The sequence below is a fragment of the Nocardia sp. NPDC051990 genome, from assembly GCF_040680755.1.
In the GTDB taxonomy this organism is placed as follows: domain Bacteria; phylum Actinomycetota; class Actinomycetes; order Mycobacteriales; family Mycobacteriaceae; genus Nocardia.
Genome location: NZ_JBFAXH010000012.1, coordinates 167,146 through 186,832 on the forward strand (window position 1 = coordinate 167,146; position 19,687 = coordinate 186,832).

18 protein-coding genes are annotated in these 19,687 nt (G+C 65.5%); 10 read left to right on the forward strand and 8 right to left on the reverse strand.

From position 1 onward, the window contains the following. Positions 1–59 precede the first annotated feature (59 nt). From AB0L63_RS22085 to AB0L63_RS22100, 4 genes are all read left to right on the forward strand, one after another. A complete protein-coding gene (locus AB0L63_RS22085; protein WP_364503860.1) occupies positions 60–785 on the forward strand; it encodes an amino acid ABC transporter ATP-binding protein in 726 nt (241 codons plus the stop codon). 98 nt (positions 786–883) lie between these two features. Next, entirely contained in the window at positions 884–1,180 is a 297-nt protein-coding gene (locus AB0L63_RS22090) for a hypothetical protein (protein WP_364503863.1), read from the forward strand. A gap of 81 nt (positions 1,181–1,261) precedes the next feature. Then, positions 1,262–1,762, forward strand: coding sequence for a GNAT family N-acetyltransferase (locus tag AB0L63_RS22095; RefSeq protein WP_364503866.1), 501 nt, complete (start codon positions 1,262–1,264; stop codon positions 1,760–1,762). After that, a complete protein-coding gene (locus tag AB0L63_RS22100; RefSeq protein ID WP_364503869.1) occupies positions 1,704–2,150 on the forward strand; it encodes a type II toxin-antitoxin system RelE/ParE family toxin in 447 nt (148 codons plus the stop codon). The genes AB0L63_RS22095 and AB0L63_RS22100 overlap by 59 nt, the downstream gene beginning before the upstream one ends. 8 nt (positions 2,151–2,158) lie before the next feature. On the opposite strand, the gene AB0L63_RS22105 is transcribed toward AB0L63_RS22100, so the two are convergent. The 4 genes from AB0L63_RS22105 to AB0L63_RS22120 form a co-directional block, all read right to left on the reverse strand. After that, positions 2,159–3,424, reverse strand: a complete 1,266-nt coding sequence (locus AB0L63_RS22105; RefSeq protein ID WP_364503872.1) for a CHAT domain-containing protein — start codon at positions 3,422–3,424, stop codon at positions 2,159–2,161. Then, on the reverse strand, positions 3,421–4,956 hold the full coding sequence (locus tag AB0L63_RS22110; RefSeq protein WP_364503875.1) for a tetratricopeptide repeat protein: 1,536 nt from the start codon (positions 4,954–4,956) through the stop codon (positions 3,421–3,423). Before AB0L63_RS22110 ends, AB0L63_RS22105 begins: the two co-directional genes overlap by 4 nt. After that, entirely contained in the window at positions 4,956–5,978 is a 1,023-nt protein-coding gene (locus AB0L63_RS22115) for a hypothetical protein (protein WP_364503878.1), read from the reverse strand. Before AB0L63_RS22115 ends, AB0L63_RS22110 begins: the two co-directional genes overlap by 1 nt. A 70-nt stretch (positions 5,979–6,048) precedes the next feature. Further along, entirely contained in the window at positions 6,049–7,371 is a 1,323-nt protein-coding gene (locus AB0L63_RS22120) for a hypothetical protein (RefSeq protein WP_364503953.1), read from the reverse strand. A 147-nt stretch (positions 7,372–7,518) separates the two neighbouring features. Between AB0L63_RS22120 and AB0L63_RS22125 the strand changes: the two genes are divergently transcribed. Continuing rightward, positions 7,519–8,067 (forward strand): lipoprotein LpqH, encoded by a 549-nt coding sequence (locus tag AB0L63_RS22125; RefSeq protein ID WP_364503881.1) that lies wholly within the window; start codon positions 7,519–7,521, stop codon positions 8,065–8,067. A gap of 142 nt (positions 8,068–8,209) precedes the next feature. Beyond that, entirely contained in the window at positions 8,210–9,013 is an 804-nt protein-coding gene (locus AB0L63_RS22130) for a hypothetical protein (protein WP_364503884.1), read from the forward strand. A 57-nt stretch (positions 9,014–9,070) separates the two neighbouring features. Here the strand turns inward: AB0L63_RS22130 and AB0L63_RS22135 are convergent, their stop codons facing one another. After that, positions 9,071–9,313, reverse strand: a complete 243-nt coding sequence (locus AB0L63_RS22135; RefSeq protein ID WP_364503887.1) for a hypothetical protein — start codon at positions 9,311–9,313, stop codon at positions 9,071–9,073. Positions 9,314–9,581: 268 nt separating this feature from the next. On the opposite strand from AB0L63_RS22135, the gene AB0L63_RS22140 reads away from it, so the two are divergent. Then, complete coding sequence (locus AB0L63_RS22140; protein WP_364503890.1) at positions 9,582–11,654, forward strand: PhoX family phosphatase; 2,073 nt, start codon at positions 9,582–9,584, stop codon at positions 11,652–11,654. A 69-nt stretch (positions 11,655–11,723) separates the two neighbouring features. On the opposite strand, the gene AB0L63_RS22145 is transcribed toward AB0L63_RS22140, so the two are convergent. Both AB0L63_RS22145 and AB0L63_RS22150 read right to left on the reverse strand, forming a co-directional pair. Further along, positions 11,724–12,452 (reverse strand): glycoside hydrolase family 25 protein, encoded by a 729-nt coding sequence (locus AB0L63_RS22145; RefSeq protein WP_364503893.1) that lies wholly within the window; start codon positions 12,450–12,452, stop codon positions 11,724–11,726. Between the two features lie 144 nt (positions 12,453–12,596). Then, positions 12,597–13,934, reverse strand: coding sequence for a glycogen debranching protein (locus tag AB0L63_RS22150; RefSeq protein ID WP_364503896.1), 1,338 nt, complete (start codon positions 13,932–13,934; stop codon positions 12,597–12,599). A 200-nt stretch (positions 13,935–14,134) separates the two neighbouring features. Here AB0L63_RS22150 and AB0L63_RS22155 point away from each other — a divergent pair, with 200 nt between their 5' ends. After that, positions 14,135–14,830, forward strand: a complete 696-nt coding sequence (locus AB0L63_RS22155) for an SDR family oxidoreductase (protein WP_364503899.1) — start codon at positions 14,135–14,137, stop codon at positions 14,828–14,830. A gap of 163 nt (positions 14,831–14,993) precedes the next feature. Beyond that, positions 14,994–15,779, forward strand: a complete 786-nt coding sequence (locus AB0L63_RS22160) for a polysaccharide deacetylase family protein (protein ID WP_364503902.1) — start codon at positions 14,994–14,996, stop codon at positions 15,777–15,779. 85 nt (positions 15,780–15,864) lie between these two features. Here the strand turns inward: AB0L63_RS22160 and leuS are convergent, their stop codons facing one another. Further along, positions 15,865–18,714, reverse strand: a complete 2,850-nt coding sequence (gene leuS, locus AB0L63_RS22165) for a leucine--tRNA ligase (protein ID WP_364503905.1) — start codon at positions 18,712–18,714, stop codon at positions 15,865–15,867. A 364-nt stretch (positions 18,715–19,078) separates the two neighbouring features. Between leuS and AB0L63_RS22170 the strand changes: the two genes are divergently transcribed. Then, positions 19,079–19,486 (forward strand): SdpI family protein, encoded by a 408-nt coding sequence (locus AB0L63_RS22170; RefSeq protein ID WP_364503908.1) that lies wholly within the window; start codon positions 19,079–19,081, stop codon positions 19,484–19,486. The last annotated feature ends 201 nt before the right edge of the window (positions 19,487–19,687 follow it).

A 19,687-nucleotide genomic window follows, 5' to 3' on the forward strand; every position in this document is an offset into this window, starting at 1 on the left:
ATCGAGAACACAGTGCCAGAGGCAGTCATGCCGGAACCGAGCGTCGGCGAGGTGGAGTTATGAGTGCCTCTCTCACCGGAACCGGTCTGCATCTGACGCTGGGCCACAACCAGGTGCTGCGCGGCGTCGACATTCATGTCGACGCGGGTAAGACCACCACCGTCATCGGACCGTCCGGCTCCGGCAAGTCGACGCTGCTGCGCGTGCTGAACCGACTGCACGAACCCGATCAGGGTGATGTCCTGTTGGACGGCAAGTCGGTGCTCACCGAGGATCCGGACAAGTTGCGCCAGCGCATCGGCATGGTCTTCCAGCACTTCAACCTGTTTCCGCACAAGACGGTCGCCGAGAATGTCGCGCTCGGGCCGCGCAAGCTGCGCGGACTGTCCAAGGATGCCGCCCGCGCGCTGGCCGTCGAGCAGCTCGAGGTGGTCGGGTTGGCCGATAAGGCCGATTCGCGGCCGGCGAATCTGTCCGGTGGGCAGCAGCAGCGGGTGGCGATCGCCCGTGCGCTCGCCATGCAGCCAGAGATCATGTTCTTCGACGAGGCCACCTCAGCGCTGGATCCGGAGCTGGTGAAGGGCATTTTGGCGCTGATGGCCGAGCTGGCTACCCAGGGTATGTCGATGATCGTGGTGACCCACGAAATGGGTTTCGCGCGCAGCGTCTCCGACAGTGTGCTGTTCATGGACGCTGGTCAAGTGGTTGAAACCGGCACACCCGACGCCCTGTTCGACAACCCGCGGACGCCGCGACTGCAACGGTTCCTCTCCCAGGTTTTGTGACGCACAGCACACTTCTAGTAAACTCGATAGATGCGCACCTGTTAATGTGTCGTCGCGCTCGGCGCCACACGTCCAGCAATGGGAAACGAGGAGGTTCGATGACCACAGCGCATCACGAGCACACCGAACACCAGCACACCCACGGCCCCGGCTGCGGCCATACCGAAGTCCCACACGGTGACCACACCGACTACGCCCACGACGGCCACCTGCATCGTGAACACAACGGCCACTGGGACGAATGCGAACCCGCCGCCCACGTCGAACACCCGGGCCACGACCACACCCACGGCCCCGGCTGCGGCCACGAAGCCGTCCAACACGGTGACCACCTCGACTACCTCCACGACGGTCACCGCCACGCCGCCCACAACGGCCACTACGACGACCACTGACTCGCCCCGCCGCTGTCCAGCTCGGACCGGCAACCCGAAAATGACTCGCCCGGGAGCTGCCGATACGGGTAGAGATGGCGGATGGGCATCGTTCATGTGCGGCTGTTGACGCCCGCGGACTGGGCGGCATTTCGAAGCATTCGACTGCGTGCACTGGCAGATGCGCCGGAGGCTTTCGGGGCGACGCTGCAGCAGGCGCTGAGTAGGTTCGATCAGGATTGGTCGGACCTACTGTCGCAGCGCGCGCAGTTCGTGGCGAGTGTCGACGGCATCGACGTCGGGACCGCTGCCGGACTCGATGATCCCGAACGAGCTGGGGCGCATCTGATTTCGATGTGGGTTGCCGAAAAGTCCCGGGGCACCGGGATTTCGGATTGTCTGGTGCGATCGGTGCTCGACTGGGCGATCGATGCGGGACACCGCAAGGTATGGCTGGAGGTCGCCGTGGGCAATGCGGCGGCCGAGCGGTTGTACCTGCGGCACGGGTTCGTGCGGACCGGGGTGCAGGGGGTGGTAGCGCTGGATGATCCACGGCCGGAATTCGAGATGCTGCTGCACCTGGGCGCCGCGGACGGAGTGTGATGCGACTCGTTCCTGCGGCTACGCCGGTGAAAATCGGTTGGGCTCTCACGATGCCGAGGCCATTCCGTCAACTGCCGCACCGGTGCGGTCCTGGCGGTTTCGCGGCCCCGCAGTATCTGGGCATCCGCAAGGTCCGCTGAATATTGGATCGACCAACTCCGCGCGAAATGCGGCATCGGCGGCGCTTACCCACCCCGCCGGCTCCGCCGGTTGCGTCCCCGCTGTCCGATGCCACGTTGAGCCGCGACCAACCGGCGCGAAGAAGCTTGTCGGAAACCGAGACTGGCGCATCCGGATCGGCCAGTGCCGAATCGTTTACGAAATCGACGATGACGCGCAGGTGGTCACGATCTTCGTTGTGGCGAAGCGATCGGACGCATACCGGTAGTCGAGCCCTCAGGTGCGGACGGTGGCGAAGGCGGACCAGAGCAGGGGGGAGTGTTCGATGGCGTTGGTGGTGCGCCAGGCGGTGAGCCGGGTTCGTTGCCAGGTGGCGAGCGCGGTTACCGGGTCCGAGTGTTCGTGCGCGGCGTCGATGGCGCAGATGGCGTCTTGGAGCGGGCGGGCGTCGGGGGGTGCACCGGCGAAGCGTTGGAAGGCGAGGTCGGTGGGGAGCGGCCAGCGGCTGGCGGTCACCAGTTCGGCGCCGCCGTTGATCATGGCGGCGACCAGGCCGAGCGCCTCGCTGAAGCGCATATCGCCGCCGCTTTCGCAGGCGATCAGGGCGACTCGGCTCGGCATGGGCCAAAGTTGTGGTCCAGCAGCGGGTTCGGCGGTCAAGGTGTGAGTGCCGAGCAAGAGGTCCTTGGCCGAGAGCGGGCGGTGGGCTCGGATGGGGGTGGCGAAGCCGATGGATTCGGCAGCGCAGGCGAGATGTAGTTCGGAGGTTTCGCTCTGGCCGGATTCGGGTGCCGCCGCGGTCACATGTCCGACGTAGGTCAAGCGGCTGGCACCGCCGCGTAGAGCTTCGCTCAACCAGCTTCGATCGATATCCGTGCGGCGGAATGCCTCGGTCGGATCGTCGACTGCGGGCAGTAATCGGCCCTTGGCCGAATATTCGGCAACCCGTTGGGCGAGTGGGGCTTCGGGGTCCATGCGGCCGAGGACGGAACCGAGCGCGGAATCGGCGCGAAAGCCCGGGACGCGTGGGTCGAGGACGGCCACCACCGCGAGTGCACTCGTCTCGGACCAAGCCCGCGCCGTGCGCTCCGGACCGTGCACAATGCTGGCGGGGGCGAGCAGGCTGATATCGGCGATATCCACCAGGCGTAGCGCCGGGTCGGGAGCGATGATCTCCCAGGGGATCTGAGCTACCCGGGGTGCGGGTTGCAGCCGAATATGTGGGCGCACACCGCGCACGTGCAGGTCGTACAGCTGTGTCGCCAGGCCATAGGGCAGTAATGCGCGGGAAAGTGACCGCGCGACAAGATATTCCGCATTATAGGAGGCGAAAGCGCCGGTGGTCATGGCACGTTCGAGTCCGCCGGGTACCGCTGGATTCGGCAGCGCCCGCGCGAACCGCTCGACGGCGTCGGTGATCGCATCCCCGGGCAGCATGCTCGCGCCCTGGGCATAGTCGTCGCGCAACCAGCGCCACGACATATACAGATCGCCCGCATCCGCCATCCGCACAATGACGGTCGGTTGTTCCGATGTTGTCATGCGGGCAGCACCCGGCTGTCGCGCACCGGATGGCCGTACCGCCGCTCGGCGGCCTCGATATACGCGGCCAATGCGATATGTCCGTCCGGTGCGACTGCCACCCGCGGCGGCGGCGTCACCGGCAGCCCCGCGCTCGCCGCGAACTCCGCGAGCGCCGTGCCGAGCAGCGGTGCCGACGCACTCTGCGAGCCGATCCCGACCTGCACCGTTGGTGGTGCCGCCATGGCCGGTGGATCGAATAGTTCGAGCGGCAGCCGCGGCGGTGTGCCGACCGCGGATCTGGCGACATCCAATGTCGTACCCGCGCATTGCGTTTCGATGAGGTCCACGATCAGCGGTCCATCGCCGGACAGATAGGCGAACCGGAATGCCATGCGCATTGCCGGATCGGCGATCTGGCGGTTCCATTTCTCGCGTTGATTGCCATTGGGCAGCGTGTATCGCACGGCATCGATGGCCAGCGCCGACGGCACCGCGAGATCGATTGCCCGCCGCAATAGCTCGGCATCCGGCGTTTCGGCCGCCTCAATTACCGACTCCAACAGCGCGGCGTGCCAGAAATCGATTCTGGCACAGTGCAGTCCGAGTCCGCGCTCGGCATAGGCGGCGAATGCCGCGCTGATGAGGGCTTCGCCTTCGTCGTATCGTCGGTTCGTGTAGGCCACGGTCGCCAGGCGCACACGCACATCGGCGGCATCGAGCACCGCGCCGGATTCGTGAAAATAGTCGAGGCTGCGGCGGTAGAGTTGCTGCGCCGCATCGGTATCGCCACGGCCCTCGGCGAGAAACCCCATGGTCTTCAGTCCGACGCCCGCGCGGTATCCGAGTCCGGCGCGCTCGAAGTACTCCTGGCTGGACCGCAACGGCGGTTCCGCCTCGTCGAACCGATCCAGCCTGACATACATTACGGCCAGATTCTGTTCTGTCTCGGCGACCGCATTGCGATCGTCGGCCGCGTCGAAGGCCGTCAGCGCCTGGCCCATGAAGTCGACGGCGAGCTCGCGCCGCCCGGTCTCGAAGTAGATTCCACCGAGAGTCGAGAGCGGATGCCCAGCCAGATGTGGTGCGAAACGCACTGCCGCATCCAATGATTCGGTGGCGAGTTCGATGGCATAGGCCCAGCTCTGGCGATGAAATGCCACGGCGGTCAGCGATAGCAGACAGGCCACCCGCTGCATACTTTCGTCATTGTGTTCGGTGAGCAGCGCACGCGCCTGTTCCAGCACCTGCTGCGCACCGTCGAGATCGCCGACGTGCTGCAGCGCCTGGGAGAGGTTGATCAGGGCGGCGGACCGCTTTTCGATCGCGTCCGCGGGCATCTCCGCGAGCGCGGCACCGAACATGGCGATCGCCCCGGCATGGTCGCCGAGTTCATCGCACATGCTGGCGGCATTGACAAGCGCGCTGATCCGTAAGCCATCCGTGCTGGTCCTGGCGATGTCCTCGAACAGCCGCCGAGCCTCGGCAACATCGCCGCGCTGATAGGCGGCCGCACCTTCAGCGAGTAGTTCGCGACCGTCATCGGCTGGCATCAGAAGTCCGAATCCGATGCGGCGGCGGCGATTTCGGCGAGCAGGGGCGCGTCGACAGCATCGTCGGCGCGCGTAGCCCGACGCAACCGTGCGGTCGCGAGCGCACGAATCTGACGCCGGACTTCGGGACCACCCAACTCGGGCGCACCGGGCGCACCGACACCGGGCACATAGATATCTACCGTCGAAACGGCATCCGACGGCGTGGTGATCGCGCCGGTCCACAGATCGCCGACCAGATCCAGCTCGGTCTCGGCGATGCCGACAGGCGTGGTGATGAGGGCGCGTGGGCGCAGGTGGGGCGGTGCGGCCGCGCCCAATTGGGGTGCGGCTACCGCGGTGACGTGGACCGTCGTAGTTCCCGAACTGCGGGTCGATTCCCAGGACACGGCTCGTTCGGACGCGTCGACGAGGCCGGGCGGGCATCGCCGCCAATCCCATCCGCTGGTGCCGCGCGCGAGCGACAGCACCCCGGCTGGACGGTCAGCCCCGCGACCGGCGGCAAGTGCGTAATCCGCTGCGCGAGTCGATATTTCGACGGAAGCAGGGACATCCACCGATTCATCGTCACCGATGAGCGGTTCACACTGCGCGCGTAGTGCCGTGATCTCCCGGTCCAGCAGCCGATCGTCGAGCGCAGCGATGCCATCGATCGTCGATGCGGGCCACCATCGCGCGGCCCAATACGCGAACCCGAGCCGCCAGGCAGCGGCCACCAGATCCGGCACCGCGGGTTCGGCCACGTCGGTGAATTCGGTTTCGCCGCGCTCGGTATCGGAAGTGGCAACGGCGATCCGCTCGCCGTACACCGCCCACAACCAGTCCTGGGCGAGCTCGACATCATCGATCACCGCGGCCGGAATCGTCTGTCCGGCAAGCAGACTCCAGGACAAATGGCCGCCGACGACCTCGAGCACCAGCACGTCTATTGCCGCCGCAGCATCCAACACCGTCGGCGCTCCCTCGGGCGCGATGATCCAGATCCCGTCCCCGCCCGGCTCGATTCGCACGGTCTCACTCATGCCTCCACCTCGCTGACGCTCGGCTTTGGCGCGAGCGAGTGCTCGGCTGTGTCGATGGTTCGCTCGCTCATCAACTCGCCCTCGATTCCGCCGGATCCGGCTCGGTGACAAGGGAGCGCACATTCAGTGCCTGTTTCACCCGCATGCGATGGTCGAGCATGACCGAGCGCGCCACCCCATCGAGCAGATCCCACAGCTCATCCGGCTCGGACACGCCGAACTCCCGGACATCACGGCCGTGCAGGCGAACCCACAGCCGCCGCAGATAGGGCCGCCACGGCGTGCGCAGCTCGGTGGCGATGGCCGTCAGTGGGCCATCGGGCATTTCGATATCGGTGCGCACCGCGAGCCGCCGCGCCTGCAGCACGTATGCCTCCCGCTGCCAGCGGCTATTGATCACCCGATGCGCCGCCGTTTCGGCTGCGCCATTGGTAGCGGACACAGCGGCCGTGATCGGCCGCAGCCCGAGCGCGAGCGCGACCCCGGCCGTTGCCGCGACCCGCAGTGATTCGTCCAAAAGCGCCCAGGGCGAACAACTTCGGGCGATCTCCGTGGTCACCAATTCCGGAATGGGCGGCAGTTCGGCCCGTTCACTCGAGGCCTGCAGCACGGTGAATACGCGCTCGTAGATGGTGCGATCGAAGGGCAATCCGAGACTGGCCTTCGAGGCCGATGAACCGAGCGCAGGTGGTTGCGGTACCGGCGCTGCGGTCAGGCCGAGCTGATGTGCCGTCGGATCGAAGGTGTTGTCCCAGAGTCGGATTCCCCCGTGCGTTCCGGCATGGGTCGCAACCAGCTGATCGAAGGTCGGCTGCCCGTCGGCGGTCCGACCGGCGCGCGCCGCGGCCGCATCGAGCAGCGCCGCGAACAGTTCGGCATGATCTCCGGTTGGTCCGCCCACCGGACGTCGTCGCCACGCGATATCGATCAACGAGCCGAGTTCGGCAGTCCGCGCATCCGCGGTGATGTACTCCTTGAGCGCCTGTGTCGTGCGCCCCGCCGCGAATTCGTGTACACCGCGCAATGTCGCCTCGGCGGTCGCCCGGTCCCGGTCCTGGTCCGGCATACCGGATGTGGTGGCGAGTTCGAAGGCGCGCTGGAAATACAGATCCTGCGGATTGCCTTCGGTGATACGCAGCGTCCGTCGGACCTGTTTGAGCAGCGAAAACCACGCCGCCGTCGCGCGGAGCAGATCGGCGGCGGCATGGATTCGGGTGGCGAGCAGGACCGCGCCGTCGGCGGTGAGGATCGGGCCCGCGCACAGCGGATTCTGCACCGGCCGGATGACCAGTGGATCCAGGATGAGCTTGACCGTCCGCCGCAGCGGCCCGCCGTGGGGTCCGCTGAGCGGTTCGACGCCCTCGAGTCGGCGCCAAACCTCGTCCAGCACCATCGCGCGCGGCCGTCGCATTCGACCAGGCTAACGGAACTTTGCCCGTTTCAGACTCCGAAAAACCTGGGATCGGTAGGGCGCATTCGATTTCTACCTTTCTCGTATCGGCCCAACACCGGAGCCGAACGAAGCAAAAGGAACACAATCATGAACACCAAGCCGGTCCGCATCTCCGCCGCCGCTCTTACCGCCTCGGCCGCCGCTGTCGCCCTCTTCGTCACCGGATGCAGTGACGATTCGGGCAGCTCGCCGACCACCTCGGCGAAGCCGGGCACCTCGGCTGCTGCCGCCCAGGCACCGGCGTCGGGCAAGTCGACGGCCGCGGTCGACGGCAAGGCACTCGATGGCAAGTTCGAGACCACCTGCGCCAAACAGGGCGATACCCTCGCCCTCGCACTCAGCGATACCGATAACGCCACCTACGGCACCTTGAGCGTCAGCGCCTCCATCACCGGCACCGACCACGTCCAGGCCGTTGCGGTCGCGGGCAGCAAGGGCGGCGCCAACGGCATGCCCTACGCCCTCGGCTTCGGTAACGGCATGCCCGGCGGTTCGGCCAAGGTCGTCAAGGACGGCAACACCTACAAGGTCACCGGTGAGGGCGTCGGTGCGCCCGACCTTACCAATCCGACCGCGGGCCCGAAGAGCTCGAAATTCGACATCACCTTCGCCTGCTCGACCGTGGTCGGCGGCTGATCCGGACGACCGTCCCCCGCACGGCTCCGCGCGCGAGCGCGCTGAGTCTTCGGTTCGCTCGCCGGCGCTCGCTCACGCCCCTCGATACCAGGGGCGTGAGCGGGCCACCGAACCAAACCTCCGCATTCACAAGGGAATACCAATGAAAACCATCGCCCGCTCGCTCGCCGCCGCCTTCCTCGTGCTCGCCATCGGCTACTACCTCTGGCACGGCTTCACCTACACCAGCTCCGGCCCCTTCTACGACGGCACGCTCGCCTGGGTCGGGCCGCAGATGGCGCTGCCGATCATCGCCCTGACCATCGTTCCGATTGTCTTCGCCTGCACCGGCGAGGGCATCATGGCCGCCTGCACCGGCAACAACAGCTCGGCCTTCCGCAATGGTCCGATCGGCATCGGCACCATCAAGTCCTTCCGGCAGACCGGTCTGACCGTCAATGATCAGCCGCAGATCCGCATCGACTTCAGCGTCGAAGGCATTGACGGCAAGATCTTCGACTCGCACGCCACGATGATCGTCCCGCTCACCGAGCTCGCCCTGCTACAGCCCGGCGTCGTGCTGCCGGTGCGTTATCTGCCCGATCGCACCGACAAGGTCGAGGTCGACCGCTCCGGCGATATGTCGGCGGCGCAGCGGGCCATGAACGAATCCATGATCCGAAAGGGCTTCACCACCAAGGCCAAACTCGATATCGCCGAGCGCGGCATTACCGCCCAGGCTGTTGTGCAGTCGCTTTCGGTGCCCGGCGAAATTCGCGACGGGCACTCCAAGATCGAGCTCGGCCTAGTCGTAACCCGGCCCGACGGAACGACGTTCAGCACGAGCGTGCATAAATTCCTGCCGCCCGCCAGCGTGGCCCAGGTGCAGGTCGGTCGCATTCTCCGGGTGCACTATCTGCCGGAGAACGAACAAGAGGTCGTGATTGCACTGCAAGTCAATGCCTAGGCCCGACACCGAATGTCGCTCTCGTGCACCAGGACGGGAGCGACATGTGTTCGTGCGTCAGAAGACTCGGTGGCTGAAGAAACTGTGATGGCAGGTGGGACGCTTGCAGACCGCACCATCGCCCGGGATGAACCCGATACAGGTGGGGTGGGTACACCGGTTGCAGCCGCCGTCGCCATCCGTGCCCGTATTGTCGTGGTCGACGACTACGCGGGCCTCATCCACCGCGCCCGCGAGAATCGAATCGAGATAGTCCAGCGCTTGCGGGGTGAGCCGGGCTCTTCCTCCGGACAAAGTCATCGCACTTCTCCTGACTCGCTACTCATGTCCTCGGTATCGATCCTCCTCCGAGAAGGGGAGTAGCACATCGGTAGCGCGTTCCGTGACTCGATCGAAATCTTGGATGTTTGACCAGGTAAAGGTGCTAGTGCCAGGTCAGCACGAGGATAGCGGGCGGGAGTTTCGCGCATTAAGGGTTACCTAATTGGTCGGGCGTTCATCTGGCCGTTTCCTGTGGATTGCCTCAGCGGCATACGGTGCGCCGGTCAGCACTAGTCAGGAGTTCGTCGTGACAACGAAACCCCTCGCCCTGTTCGTGCAGCGGGACGGCCAGCCGAAACGCTCGGCCATCACCTGCCAGTACAAATGCGGTAACGCCTGCTTCCACGAGGTTCCGAACGCTTCGGAGAACGAATACTTCGGCGATATGGTGCGCGCGGCGCTGACGCGGCGCGGCATGCTGAAGGGCAGTGCGAGCGTCGTGGTCGCGGTTGGCGCGGCCGGTGTGCTCGCGGCCTGCGGCGATGACGACAAGGTCGAATTGGCGACGGGCGGCTCGCTGGTCGACGGTGTACCGGTGGGGACCAACTTCACACCGGTCGCGCCGAATTCCGATGACGCACTGGTCATTCCGGAAGGCTATGAACACAACGTCGTAATTCGCTGGGGCGACCCGCTGTTCGCCGACGCACCGAAGTTCGATGCGAATGCCCAGTCCCCGGCGGCGCAGGCCGCACAGTTCGGCTTCAACAACGACTTCGCCGCGCTACTGCCCATCGAGGGCCAGGCGAATACCTATCTGCTGGTAGTGAATCACGAGTACACCACCGAACCGCAGATGTTCAAGGGCTACAACAAGGAAGAACCTTCACTCGAGCATTACCAGACCGCCATTGCCGCGCACGGCCTTTCGGTAGTCCAGGTCAAGGGCGAATCCGGAACCGGCAAGCTGACAACGGAATTCGGCAAGTACAACCGCCGCATCACCGGCACCACCGAATTCACGGTCACCGGCCCCGCCGCGGGCAGCGCCTTCCTGAAGACCAGCGCCGATCCGTCCGGCGCCAAGGTGCTCGGCACCCTGAACAATTGCTCCGGCGGCCTGACCCCGTGGGGCACAGTGCTTTCCGGTGAAGAGAACATCAACCAGTACTTCGCCAACCGTGACAAGGTAACCGACGAGGCAACCAAGGCCAGGCTGGCGCGCTACGGCTTCCCGAACGGCGCCTCCGAACGCAAGTGGGAGCGGCACGAAGCGCGCTTCGATCTGGCGAAGGAACCCAATGAAGCCAACCGATTCGGCTGGGTCATCGAGGTGAATCCGTGGGATGCCTCGGCTGCGCCGATCAAGCACACCGCGCTCGGCCGGTTCAAGCACGAGGCCGCGACCATTCATGTCGCCAAGGACGGCACCGTGGTCGCCTATATGGGCGATGACGAGCGCTTCGATTACATGTACAAGTTCGTCTCGTCGCGAAAGGTGCAGTCCGGCACCGGCCAGGCGAGCATGCGGCACAACCTGACGATCCTGGACGCGGGCACACTGTATGTCGCCAAATTCACCGGCGATCACCCGGACAAGATCGATGGCAAAGGCACGGTGCCATCGGATAAGGGCTTCACCGGTACCGGCCAGTGGATTCCGCTGCTGGTCACCGGCGAAGACGGCAAGGCCACCTCGAAAGTGGACGGCTTTACCGCCGAGGAGGTTTCGGTATTCACCCGGTTGGCGGCCGACAAGGTCGGCGCGACCAAGATGGACCGTCCCGAGGATTTCGAGGCGAATCCCAAGTCCGGCAAGGTTTACGTCGCGCTGACCTACAACGAGCAGCGTGGCGCGCAGGGCAAGCCCGCCATCGATGAGGCGAATCCGCGCAATATCAACAAATTCGGGCAGGTGCTCGAACTCGACGACGATCACGCGGGCACCACATTCACCTGGAATATCCTCATGCTGTGCGGTGACCCGAAGACGTCCGACACCTACTTCGCCGGCTTCGACAAGGCCAAGGTCAGCCCGATCGCGGCACCGGACAATCTCGCCTTCGACGATTACGGCAACCTGTGGATCTCCACCGATGCCTCGCGTGCCAACGGCGCCAACGACGGGCTGTTCTCGGTGGTGCTCGACGGGCCGAATCGCGGTGAGACCAAACAATTCCTGACCGTCCCGTTCGGCGCGGAGACCTGCGGTCCGACGGTGTCGGAGCAGCGGGTCACCGTGTGCGTCCAGCATCCGGGCGAGCGCGATGACGCGACCGCGGAAAAGCCAGCCTCGCATTGGCCCGATGGTGGCGATAGTCTGCCTCGACCCGCCGTTGTCTCGGTGTGGAAGAAGGGCGGCGGGCGAATCGGCACCTGATCGATTCCATCCCGCACACACGAAACCGCTACTCGACACCCTGCAGGGAGTAGCGGTTTCGTGCTGTGTTCAGCCGTTATTGGCGTAGCGCGCGAAATCGCCTTGGGCACCGCTGTATACGTTGACATCGGTGCCGCCCGCGATACCGGGAATGCGGCCGCTGTCGGTGGTCTGCCAGAACGTCCAGCTCGGCCAGCCGCCGGGTACCTCGGGATGTTCGTTGCCGCGGTAGTCGGCGATCCAGAGCGGATACTTGGTAAATTCATTCGTATTCGCCATGGCCGTCTTCCAGAAATTCGGATAGGTGTAGATGATCGGCACCCGTCCGGTCAGGGCTTGCACGGTATTCAGATACCGGTGCGTCCACGCGATCAGTCCGCCCGGATCGAGTCCGCCCGCGTTCTCCAGATCGAGCACCGGCGGCAGATCCAGCGGCCCGTTCTGGCCGAGCACGACCGCCGCGTACAGCGCCGCCTGCGGCTCGGGCGGCAGATTCGGTCGCGCGTAGTGATACGTCCCGCGCGCGACCCCCGCCGCCCGCATCAGCAGGCTGTCCGGCACGAAATAGGGATTGATGTAACTCAACCCCTCCGTGGCCTTCACCATGGCGAAATCGTGCCCAGCCCGCCGTACCGCGAACCAGTCGATGAACCGGCCGTCGACATGCTGCCACGACGACACATCGGGCCCACTCGGTTCGGCCACCGCCGTCCCGGTTGAGGTAGCCGTCAGGATGCTGCCCACGGTGATCGCGGACAACGCCACAGTGCGAGTCGCTCTCCAACGAGTGCTATCCATGCTGTTCGACGATAGCGACAACGGGCTCATGTGACCAGTGTTACGCATGAGGCATTAGTGCAGTATTCACTCGCCGCTCGCTGGGATCGCTCGTATCAACAGCGGCCCGCAGCCGATTTCCTCATCACAAGCGGCCCTGATGCGTCAGCCGAGCCAGTCCAGTACCGAGGCCGCGGTCCAGGACTGCTGCATGCTGCCGAGCGGTTCGCCGGTGAAGGGTTCGTAATATTCGGCGAAGCTGCCGTCGCTGGCTTGGCGCAGACCTTCGGCGCGGAGCATGAAGGAGCGTTCGGCCCAGCCGCGGCGGGCGAAGACCCAAGAGAACAGCCAACTCATGACCGGCCAGACCGGGCCGCGCCAATACTCGCGGGAGCGGAAGTCCTTGGAGACCGGTGAGGTGGACGGCGGCAGGGCGTAGCACAGGTCTGGATGGCCGCAGAAGCGCGGGCCCTCGAACAGGCGCAGCAGGCTGCGTTCGGTGTCGCGGGGCAGACCGCCGCACAACAGTGGGGCGAACATCGAGAGGGTTTCGGTATTGATCCAGCGCTCGAGGCGCACGTCGAAATCCCTGGCCGCGCCCGTGCGGGCATCGGTGGTCGCGACCACGCCGCCGCGGAAACGCTCCGCCCACGAATACAGTTCACGGACATCGGCATGGGGCTGCTTGTACTCCTCGCCGATATTGGCGAGCACCTCACACGCCAGCGCGAAGATCGCGGTGACGAAGACATCCTCCACGGCGAAGCTCATCGTCGAGGCGAGCTGGTAGTCGTCGTATCCGGCGCGGCGCATCTGCTCGACCAGCCACAGGTAGCGGTCGTATTCGCGATCGCTCGGTCGCTGCGATGGGTCCGAGACCACCAGCAGATCCTCGCGCTGATAGGGCGGCAGATCGCCGGGTGTCACATTCGCATAGGCCCGATCCCAGCGCGGCGAATTGTCCATCCCGGATTCCCAGCCGTGATACAGCGTGATCCGGCCGCTCTCCTTGGGGTCGCGGGCATGGGCGAGCCACCGATGCCAGCGCACCAGATCTGGCCAGCGCCGATTCAGGAATTCCTCGGCCACCGCCCGGGTACTGCGGCCGTGTCGACGCGAATGGTCCAGGATGCGCTGCACCGCGATGGCGTGCACCGGTGGCTGAGTGATGCCAGAGGTGTCCGGACCGTCGGGGGCATTGGCGGCCAGCTTCTTGCACTCCCAGCGGGCTGGGCCGGGGAAGTAACCGTCCACACCATTGGCGAAGACGATGTGCGGGATCATCCCGTTCTTCCACTGCGCCGAGAGCAGGGTGTCCAGTTCGATCACCGCACGCTCGACGCTGAGCGGGGCGAGGCCGACCGCGACGAAGGCGGCGTCCCAGCTCCACATGTGCGGATACAGCCGGGGCGCGGCGCTGGTCATAGTGCCCAGATCATTGCCCCGTAGCAGGTAGGCGGCTCGGGCCGCGAGCTGTGTTGGGGTGAAACCCGGGTGTGTCATCTCCCTATTCTGCGATGGCACCCGCAAGTACGCCCGCTCAGTGACTCGCGTCCGGTCCTGGTACGCCCCGGTGACCAGCTGTTGTGCGCCGGATCTCACTCTGCATGCCCCGTCCGTGAATTCCATTTATTCGATTGATGCATTCATCGCCGCGCGCGGGTAGTGCTACCGTCCGCATCGGTGGCCGATACGGTGACCGCATGACCTCCGCCGCGACCAGCACACCGAAGCCGACCGCGCTGATCACCGGCGCCAGCCGCGGGCTCGGGGCCGCGATCGCTCGCGAACTCGCACCGACCCATGATCTGTTGCTCGGCGCCCGCTCGGCCGAGGCGCTGCGCGCGATATTAGGCGAACTGCCCGGCGCCATCGGATGGCCGGTCGATTTGACCGACTATTCCGCAGTGGCGGAAGCGGTTTCGCCGATTCGACACCTGGATGTATTGGTACACAACGCCGGTACCGCCGATCTGGGTTCGATCGCCGAATCCTCGGTGCAGCAGTGGCGAAATACCTTGGAAGTCAACGTAATTGCCGTCGCGGAGTTGACCAGACTGCTGCTGCCCGCGCTGCGTGCGGCCAATGGTCACGTCGTGTTGATCAATTCGGGCGCTGGATTGCGGGCCAATGCGGGTTGGGCGTCCTATGCGGCGAGCAAGTTCGGTTTGCGTGCGTTCGGTGACGCGCTGCGATTGGAGGAGCCGACGCTGCGGGTGACCTCGATCCATCCCGGCCGCATCGATACCGATATGCAGCGGGAGATCATCGCGGGTGAGGGGCGGGAATATCGCGCGGCGGAATTTCTGCGGCCGGAGACCGTCGCGGGGACCGTGCGCGCCGCCATTGACACACCACGCGACGGCCATCCCACCGAGATCGTGCTGCGACCCTACTGATTCGGCTTTCGTCCGCGCGATGATGTCGTCTTCTCGACATGTTGTTCCGAGATTCAGCTCGAGGACAGTTTCGCTCGGTACAGTCGGGAGTACCTGCACGTTTGCGTCGACGGGGCGATGAGGCGGCGGGGCGCGGATAGAGCGAAGCTAGAGGGTGCGAATCGTGAACAGACGTCGGCTGCTGACATTGCTCGCCACGGGCACCGCGGTGGCATTGACCGGCTGTGTGCGGGCGGAGGGGGAGCCGTTCAACAGTGGTTCGGCGGGCAGCGGGCCGATACTGCCCGCGCCGCTGCTGCCGCCCCCGCCGATCGGACCGAAGACCCCGATTCCGGCGCGGACGATCACCGCACTACCGGGCAGGGGCACCAATATGGCGCTCACGATCGACGACGGTGCGAGCCCGGAAGTCGTCGGCGCCTACATCGAATTCGCCAGGGATACCGGCGCGCGGTTCACCTTCTTTGTGACCGCCTACTACGACTCGTGGGCGATCCACCGAGATGCGTTGCGCCCCTTGGTCGATTCCGGGCAGATCCAGCTCGGCAATCACACCTGGGATCATGCGGACCTGACCAAACTGTCCGCCTCGGGCATCTCCGCGCAGCTGGAGCGAGCCAAGACCTACCTGTGGAACAACTTCGGTGTGGACGGCACGCCATACTACCGTCCACCATTCGGTCGCCACAACGGCACGGTCGATCGGGTCGCCGCAGATCTCGGCTACACCGTCCCGACCATGTGGTACGGCTCGCTGTCGGACTCCGGCGTAATCACCGAGGACTACCTGTTGGAGTGCGCACGTAAATATTTCAACCCGCAGACGATCGTTATCGGGCATGCCAATGCGCCCGCGGTAACGCATGTCTACGAGCAGCTCGTGGACATCATCAAAGAGCGCAATCTCTCGATGGTGACCCTCAACGACGTCCTGCTGCCGCCGCGCTGACCGCGGTTGCGCGGGGTCGCTGCGCACTTCTTCGCCCGAGGCGTGCGAAATGACCCGGAAAATCCGTGCGCGGCGCGGCTCGCGCCTACGCGACGATATTGATGAGCCGTCCCGGCACCACGATCAGCTTGCGCGGCGCATTCCCGCCGAGCAGTGCCGCGATCTTCTCATCGGCCAGTGCGGTCGCCTCGATGGTCGCGTTGTCGGCGTCGGCGGGTACCTGGATTCGGCTGCGTACCTTGCCGTTTACCTGGATCGGGTACTCCACCGACGCCTCGACCAACAGGGCTGGATCCGCTGTCGGGAACGGGCCGTGGGCCAGGGATTGCTTGTGTCCCAGCCGTTCCCACAGTTCCTCGGCGATATGGGGTGCCATCGGGGCCAGCATCAGCACCACCGGCTCCACCACTTCGCGCGGTGCGCCCGCGGGGTAGCTCTTGGTCAGATGGTTGGTCAGCTCGATCAGTTTGGCGCCCGCGGTGTTGTCGCGCAGTGCGGCGTAGTCGTCGCCCACGCCCGCGATCGTCTTGTGCAGCAGGCGCAGCGTTTCCTCCGACGGTGCCGCGTCGGTGACCCGGATCGCGCCGGACTCCTCGTTGACGACCAGTCGCCAGACCCGCTGCAGGAACCGGTGCGCACCGACGACATCCTTGGTCGCCCACGGCCGGGAGGTATCCAGCGGACCCATCGACATCTCGTAGAGGCGGAAGGTGTCGGCGCCGTACATATCGTACATTTCATCCGGCGAGACGGCGTTCTTCAGCGACTTTCCGATCTTGCCGTATTCCTGGAACGCCTCGATCTCGATGCCGGTCGTGGGATCGGGGAAGTAGTGCTTGCCGTCGCGCTCGATGATCTCGGTGGCGGGCAGATACGCGCCACGCGCGTCGGTGTAGGCGTGTGCCTGGATGTAGCCCTGGTTGAACAGGCGGCGGTACGGCTCATAACCGCTCACATCACCCAGATCGAACAGCACCTTCTGCCAGAACCGCGCGTACAGCAGGTGCAGCACCGCGTGTTCGACACCGCCGACGTACAGATCGACGCCGCCCGGATCGTTCGGGCCGTGTTCCGCGGTGCGCGGGCCCAGCCAGTACTGCTCGTTCTCCTTGCCGCAGAACGCGTCCGCGTTCGTCGGGTCCGCGTAGCGCAGCTGATACCAGGAGCTGCCCGCCCAGTTCGGCATGACATTGGTATCGCGCCGGTACTGCTTGGGGCCATCGCCCAGATCCAGTTCGACATTCACCCAATCGGTGGCCTTGGCCAGCGGCGGCGACGGTTCGGAGTCGGCGTCGTTCGGATCGAAGGTGACCGGCGCGAAATCGTCCAGCTCCGGAAGTTCGACCGGCAGCATGGATTCCGGCAGTGCGTGCGGTGCGCCGTCCTCGTCGTAGACGATCGGGAACGGCTCACCCCAGTAGCGCTGGCGGGCGAACAGCCAGTCGCGCAGCTTGTACTGGACGGTGCCCTTGCCGTGGCCGTCGGCCTCCAGCCGCGCGATCACGGTCGCCTTGGCCTCCTCGACGGACAGGCCGTTCAGGTAATCGGAGTTCACCAGCGCGCCGTCACCGGAGTAGGCCGCGACCGAAATATCCCCGCCGGAAATGACTTCCACGATCGGCAGGCCGAATACCGAAGCGAATTCCCAGTCGCGCTGATCGTGTCCGGGCACCGCCATGATCGCGCCGGTGCCGTAACCGGACAGCACGTAGTCGGCGATGAAGATCGGCACCTGCGCGCCGTTCACCGGGTTGGTCGCGTAGGCACCCAGAAAGACGCCGGACTTCTCCTTGTTCTCCTGCCGCTCCAGATCCGATTTGGCCGCGATCGCCTTGCGGTATGCCGCAACGGCTTCCCGAGGGTCACCGGCGTCCTCGAAAGTCCAGCGCGGATCTACGCCCGCGGGCCAGGCTTCCGCGGTCAGCCGGTCGACCAGTTCGTGCTCGGGCGCCAGCACCACATACGTGGAACCGAACAGGGTGTCCGGCCGGGTGGTGAAGACCTCGAGATGCTGACCGTCGGCATCGAATTTCACCTGCGCGCCACGGGATCGCCCGATCCAGTTGCGCTGCATGGCCTTGACGTTCTCCGGCCAGTCCAGGCGATTCAGATCGTCGACCAGCCGGTCGGAGTAGGCGGTGATGCGCATCATCCACTGCCACAGTCGCTTCCGGAAGACCGGGAAGTTGCCGCGCTCACTGCGGCCGTCGGCGGTGACCTCCTCGTTGGACAGCACCGTGCCCAGACCGGGACACCAGTTGACCACCGAATCCGTTTGGTACACCAGGCGATACGAGTCCAGCACCTCGGCGCGTTCGGCCGCGGTGAGATCGTGCCAGGCGCGGCCATCGGGCGTCGGCCGGGAGCCGGAGTCGAACTGTGCCTGCAGTTCCGCGATCGGGCGGGCGCGGTCCAAATCCTGGTCGTACCAAGCGTTGTAAATGCGCAGGAAGATCCACTGCGTCCACTTGTAGTACTCCGGATCAGTGGTCGCGAACGAGCGCCGCCGGTCGTGGCCGAGGCCCAGCCGGTCCAGCTGACGCTGCATGGTGGCGATATTCGAGTCGGTGGTCTGGCGCGGATGCGCACCGGTCTGCACCGCGTACTGTTCGGCGGGCAGACCGAACGCGTCATAGCCGAGCGCGTGCAGCACATTGCGGCCGTGCATCCGGTGATAGCGCGCGAAGACATCGGTGGCGATATAGCCGAGCGGATGCCCGACGTGCAGACCCGCGCCGGACGGGTACGGGAACATATCCTGGACGAACAGCTTGTCGGCCGGGGTCGCACCCGCGAGCGGGCCTACCGGGTTCGGCGCGTGGAACGTACCGCGCTCATCCCAGGTCCGCTGCCACCGGCGCTCGATGCGGCCGGCGAGGCCAGCGTTGTACCTGTGCTCCGGTACATCGCTTTCGGTTGCACGAGTGTCCGCCACGGTCCTGCCTTCTTGTTCTTGCCGATCCCCGGTCATAAATGTGTCTATCAGGGTAGAACGTCCGGGCTCATGCACCGAAAAAGGGCCGGGCTGGACCTGTCTGCGAGCGGCGGCGCGGCCCACGCGGCGTCAATGCCTGGTCGCGGAGGTGGGTGTGGCGGAGATCGCTCGATGCTCGCCTGCGCTGTGCCGCAGCGATTTCCGCTCTTCGTGCGTGATTCGTGCTGATCGATTGGTTGCTGTGTGCGCCGCTGACCGGAGATCGATGTGGAATATGCCTGTCCCGACCTGCTGCGTCTCGGATGCTGGACGATTGCGGGGAGCGGGCCGTCGCGGCGATGCGTCGGTGCGCTAGCCTGCTTAAGTGTTCGTCGTCGCTCTCGCCCTGTTCGTGCTGGCCCTGGTCGCCATCGCAACCGGCGTGCTCGGACTGACCGGTCGGCTGCCACGCAACCGCTTCGTCGGGGTGCACACCGAGGCAGCACTGCACGATGACGAAACCTTCCGCATCGCCAACCGTGTCGCCGCCCCCACCTCCGTGGCCGCGGGCGCACTGCTCTTCGCGGGCGGCCTCGTCGCCCTCGCCGCGGGCGGCTTCCCCGCACTGATCGTGGCGGTGGTCACAGCGGCGGTAGCGCTGTTCACCCTCGGCGCAGGTGCGAATGCCGCAGCCCGCGCGGTCGAGGAGCTGGTTCCCGCGCAAGAGATCGGTGGCTGCGGATCCTCCTGCGGCGCGTGCTCGTTGCGCGACACTTGCGCCCCGACCAACTGACGCGAGATCCCATCCCGACATCGAGCGCTGCTATTCGCTCCATTTCTGGAGGTGCTCGGCGATCTCAGGCATGTCCATGTCCCCGACCGCGACGGCAATCATGACTGGTTCCCTAAGTTTGTAGTGTCTGGGGTTGATGCCCTGGATGCCCAGGGCGGTGGGGTGTAGCTGATGACTGTTTGCCTCTGTTGTGGCTCGGGA

Bases quoted from the DNA above. Each gene is read 5' to 3' on its own strand.
- AB0L63_RS22120 (WP_364503953.1), bottom strand. From the start codon at position 7,371: ATGGTGCTGGACGAGGTTTGGCGCCGACTCGAGGGCGTCGAACCGCTC.
- AB0L63_RS22105 (WP_364503872.1), bottom strand. From the start codon at position 3,424: ATGACAACATCGGAACAACCGACCGTCATTGTGCGGATGGCGGATGCG.
- AB0L63_RS22110 (WP_364503875.1), bottom strand. From the start codon at position 4,956: ATGCCAGCCGATGACGGTCGCGAACTACTCGCTGAAGGTGCGGCCGCC.
- AB0L63_RS22090 (WP_364503863.1), top strand. From the start codon at position 884: ATGACCACAGCGCATCACGAGCACACCGAACACCAGCACACCCACGGC.
- AB0L63_RS22125 (WP_364503881.1), top strand. From the start codon at position 7,519: ATGAACACCAAGCCGGTCCGCATCTCCGCCGCCGCTCTTACCGCCTCG.
- AB0L63_RS22085 (WP_364503860.1), top strand. From the start codon at position 60: ATGAGTGCCTCTCTCACCGGAACCGGTCTGCATCTGACGCTGGGCCAC.
- AB0L63_RS22155 (WP_364503899.1), top strand. From the start codon at position 14,135: ATGACCTCCGCCGCGACCAGCACACCGAAGCCGACCGCGCTGATCACC.
- AB0L63_RS22135 (WP_364503887.1), bottom strand. From the start codon at position 9,313: ATGACTTTGTCCGGAGGAAGAGCCCGGCTCACCCCGCAAGCGCTGGAC.
- AB0L63_RS22100 (WP_364503869.1), top strand. From the start codon at position 1,704: ATGATCCACGGCCGGAATTCGAGATGCTGCTGCACCTGGGCGCCGCGG.
- AB0L63_RS22115 (WP_364503878.1), bottom strand. From the start codon at position 5,978: ATGAGTGAGACCGTGCGAATCGAGCCGGGCGGGGACGGGATCTGGATC.
- AB0L63_RS22130 (WP_364503884.1), top strand. From the start codon at position 8,210: ATGAAAACCATCGCCCGCTCGCTCGCCGCCGCCTTCCTCGTGCTCGCC.
- AB0L63_RS22150 (WP_364503896.1), bottom strand. From the start codon at position 13,934: ATGACACACCCGGGTTTCACCCCAACACAGCTCGCGGCCCGAGCCGCC.
- AB0L63_RS22095 (WP_364503866.1), top strand. From the start codon at position 1,262: ATGGGCATCGTTCATGTGCGGCTGTTGACGCCCGCGGACTGGGCGGCA.
- AB0L63_RS22145 (WP_364503893.1), bottom strand. From the start codon at position 12,452: ATGGATAGCACTCGTTGGAGAGCGACTCGCACTGTGGCGTTGTCCGCG.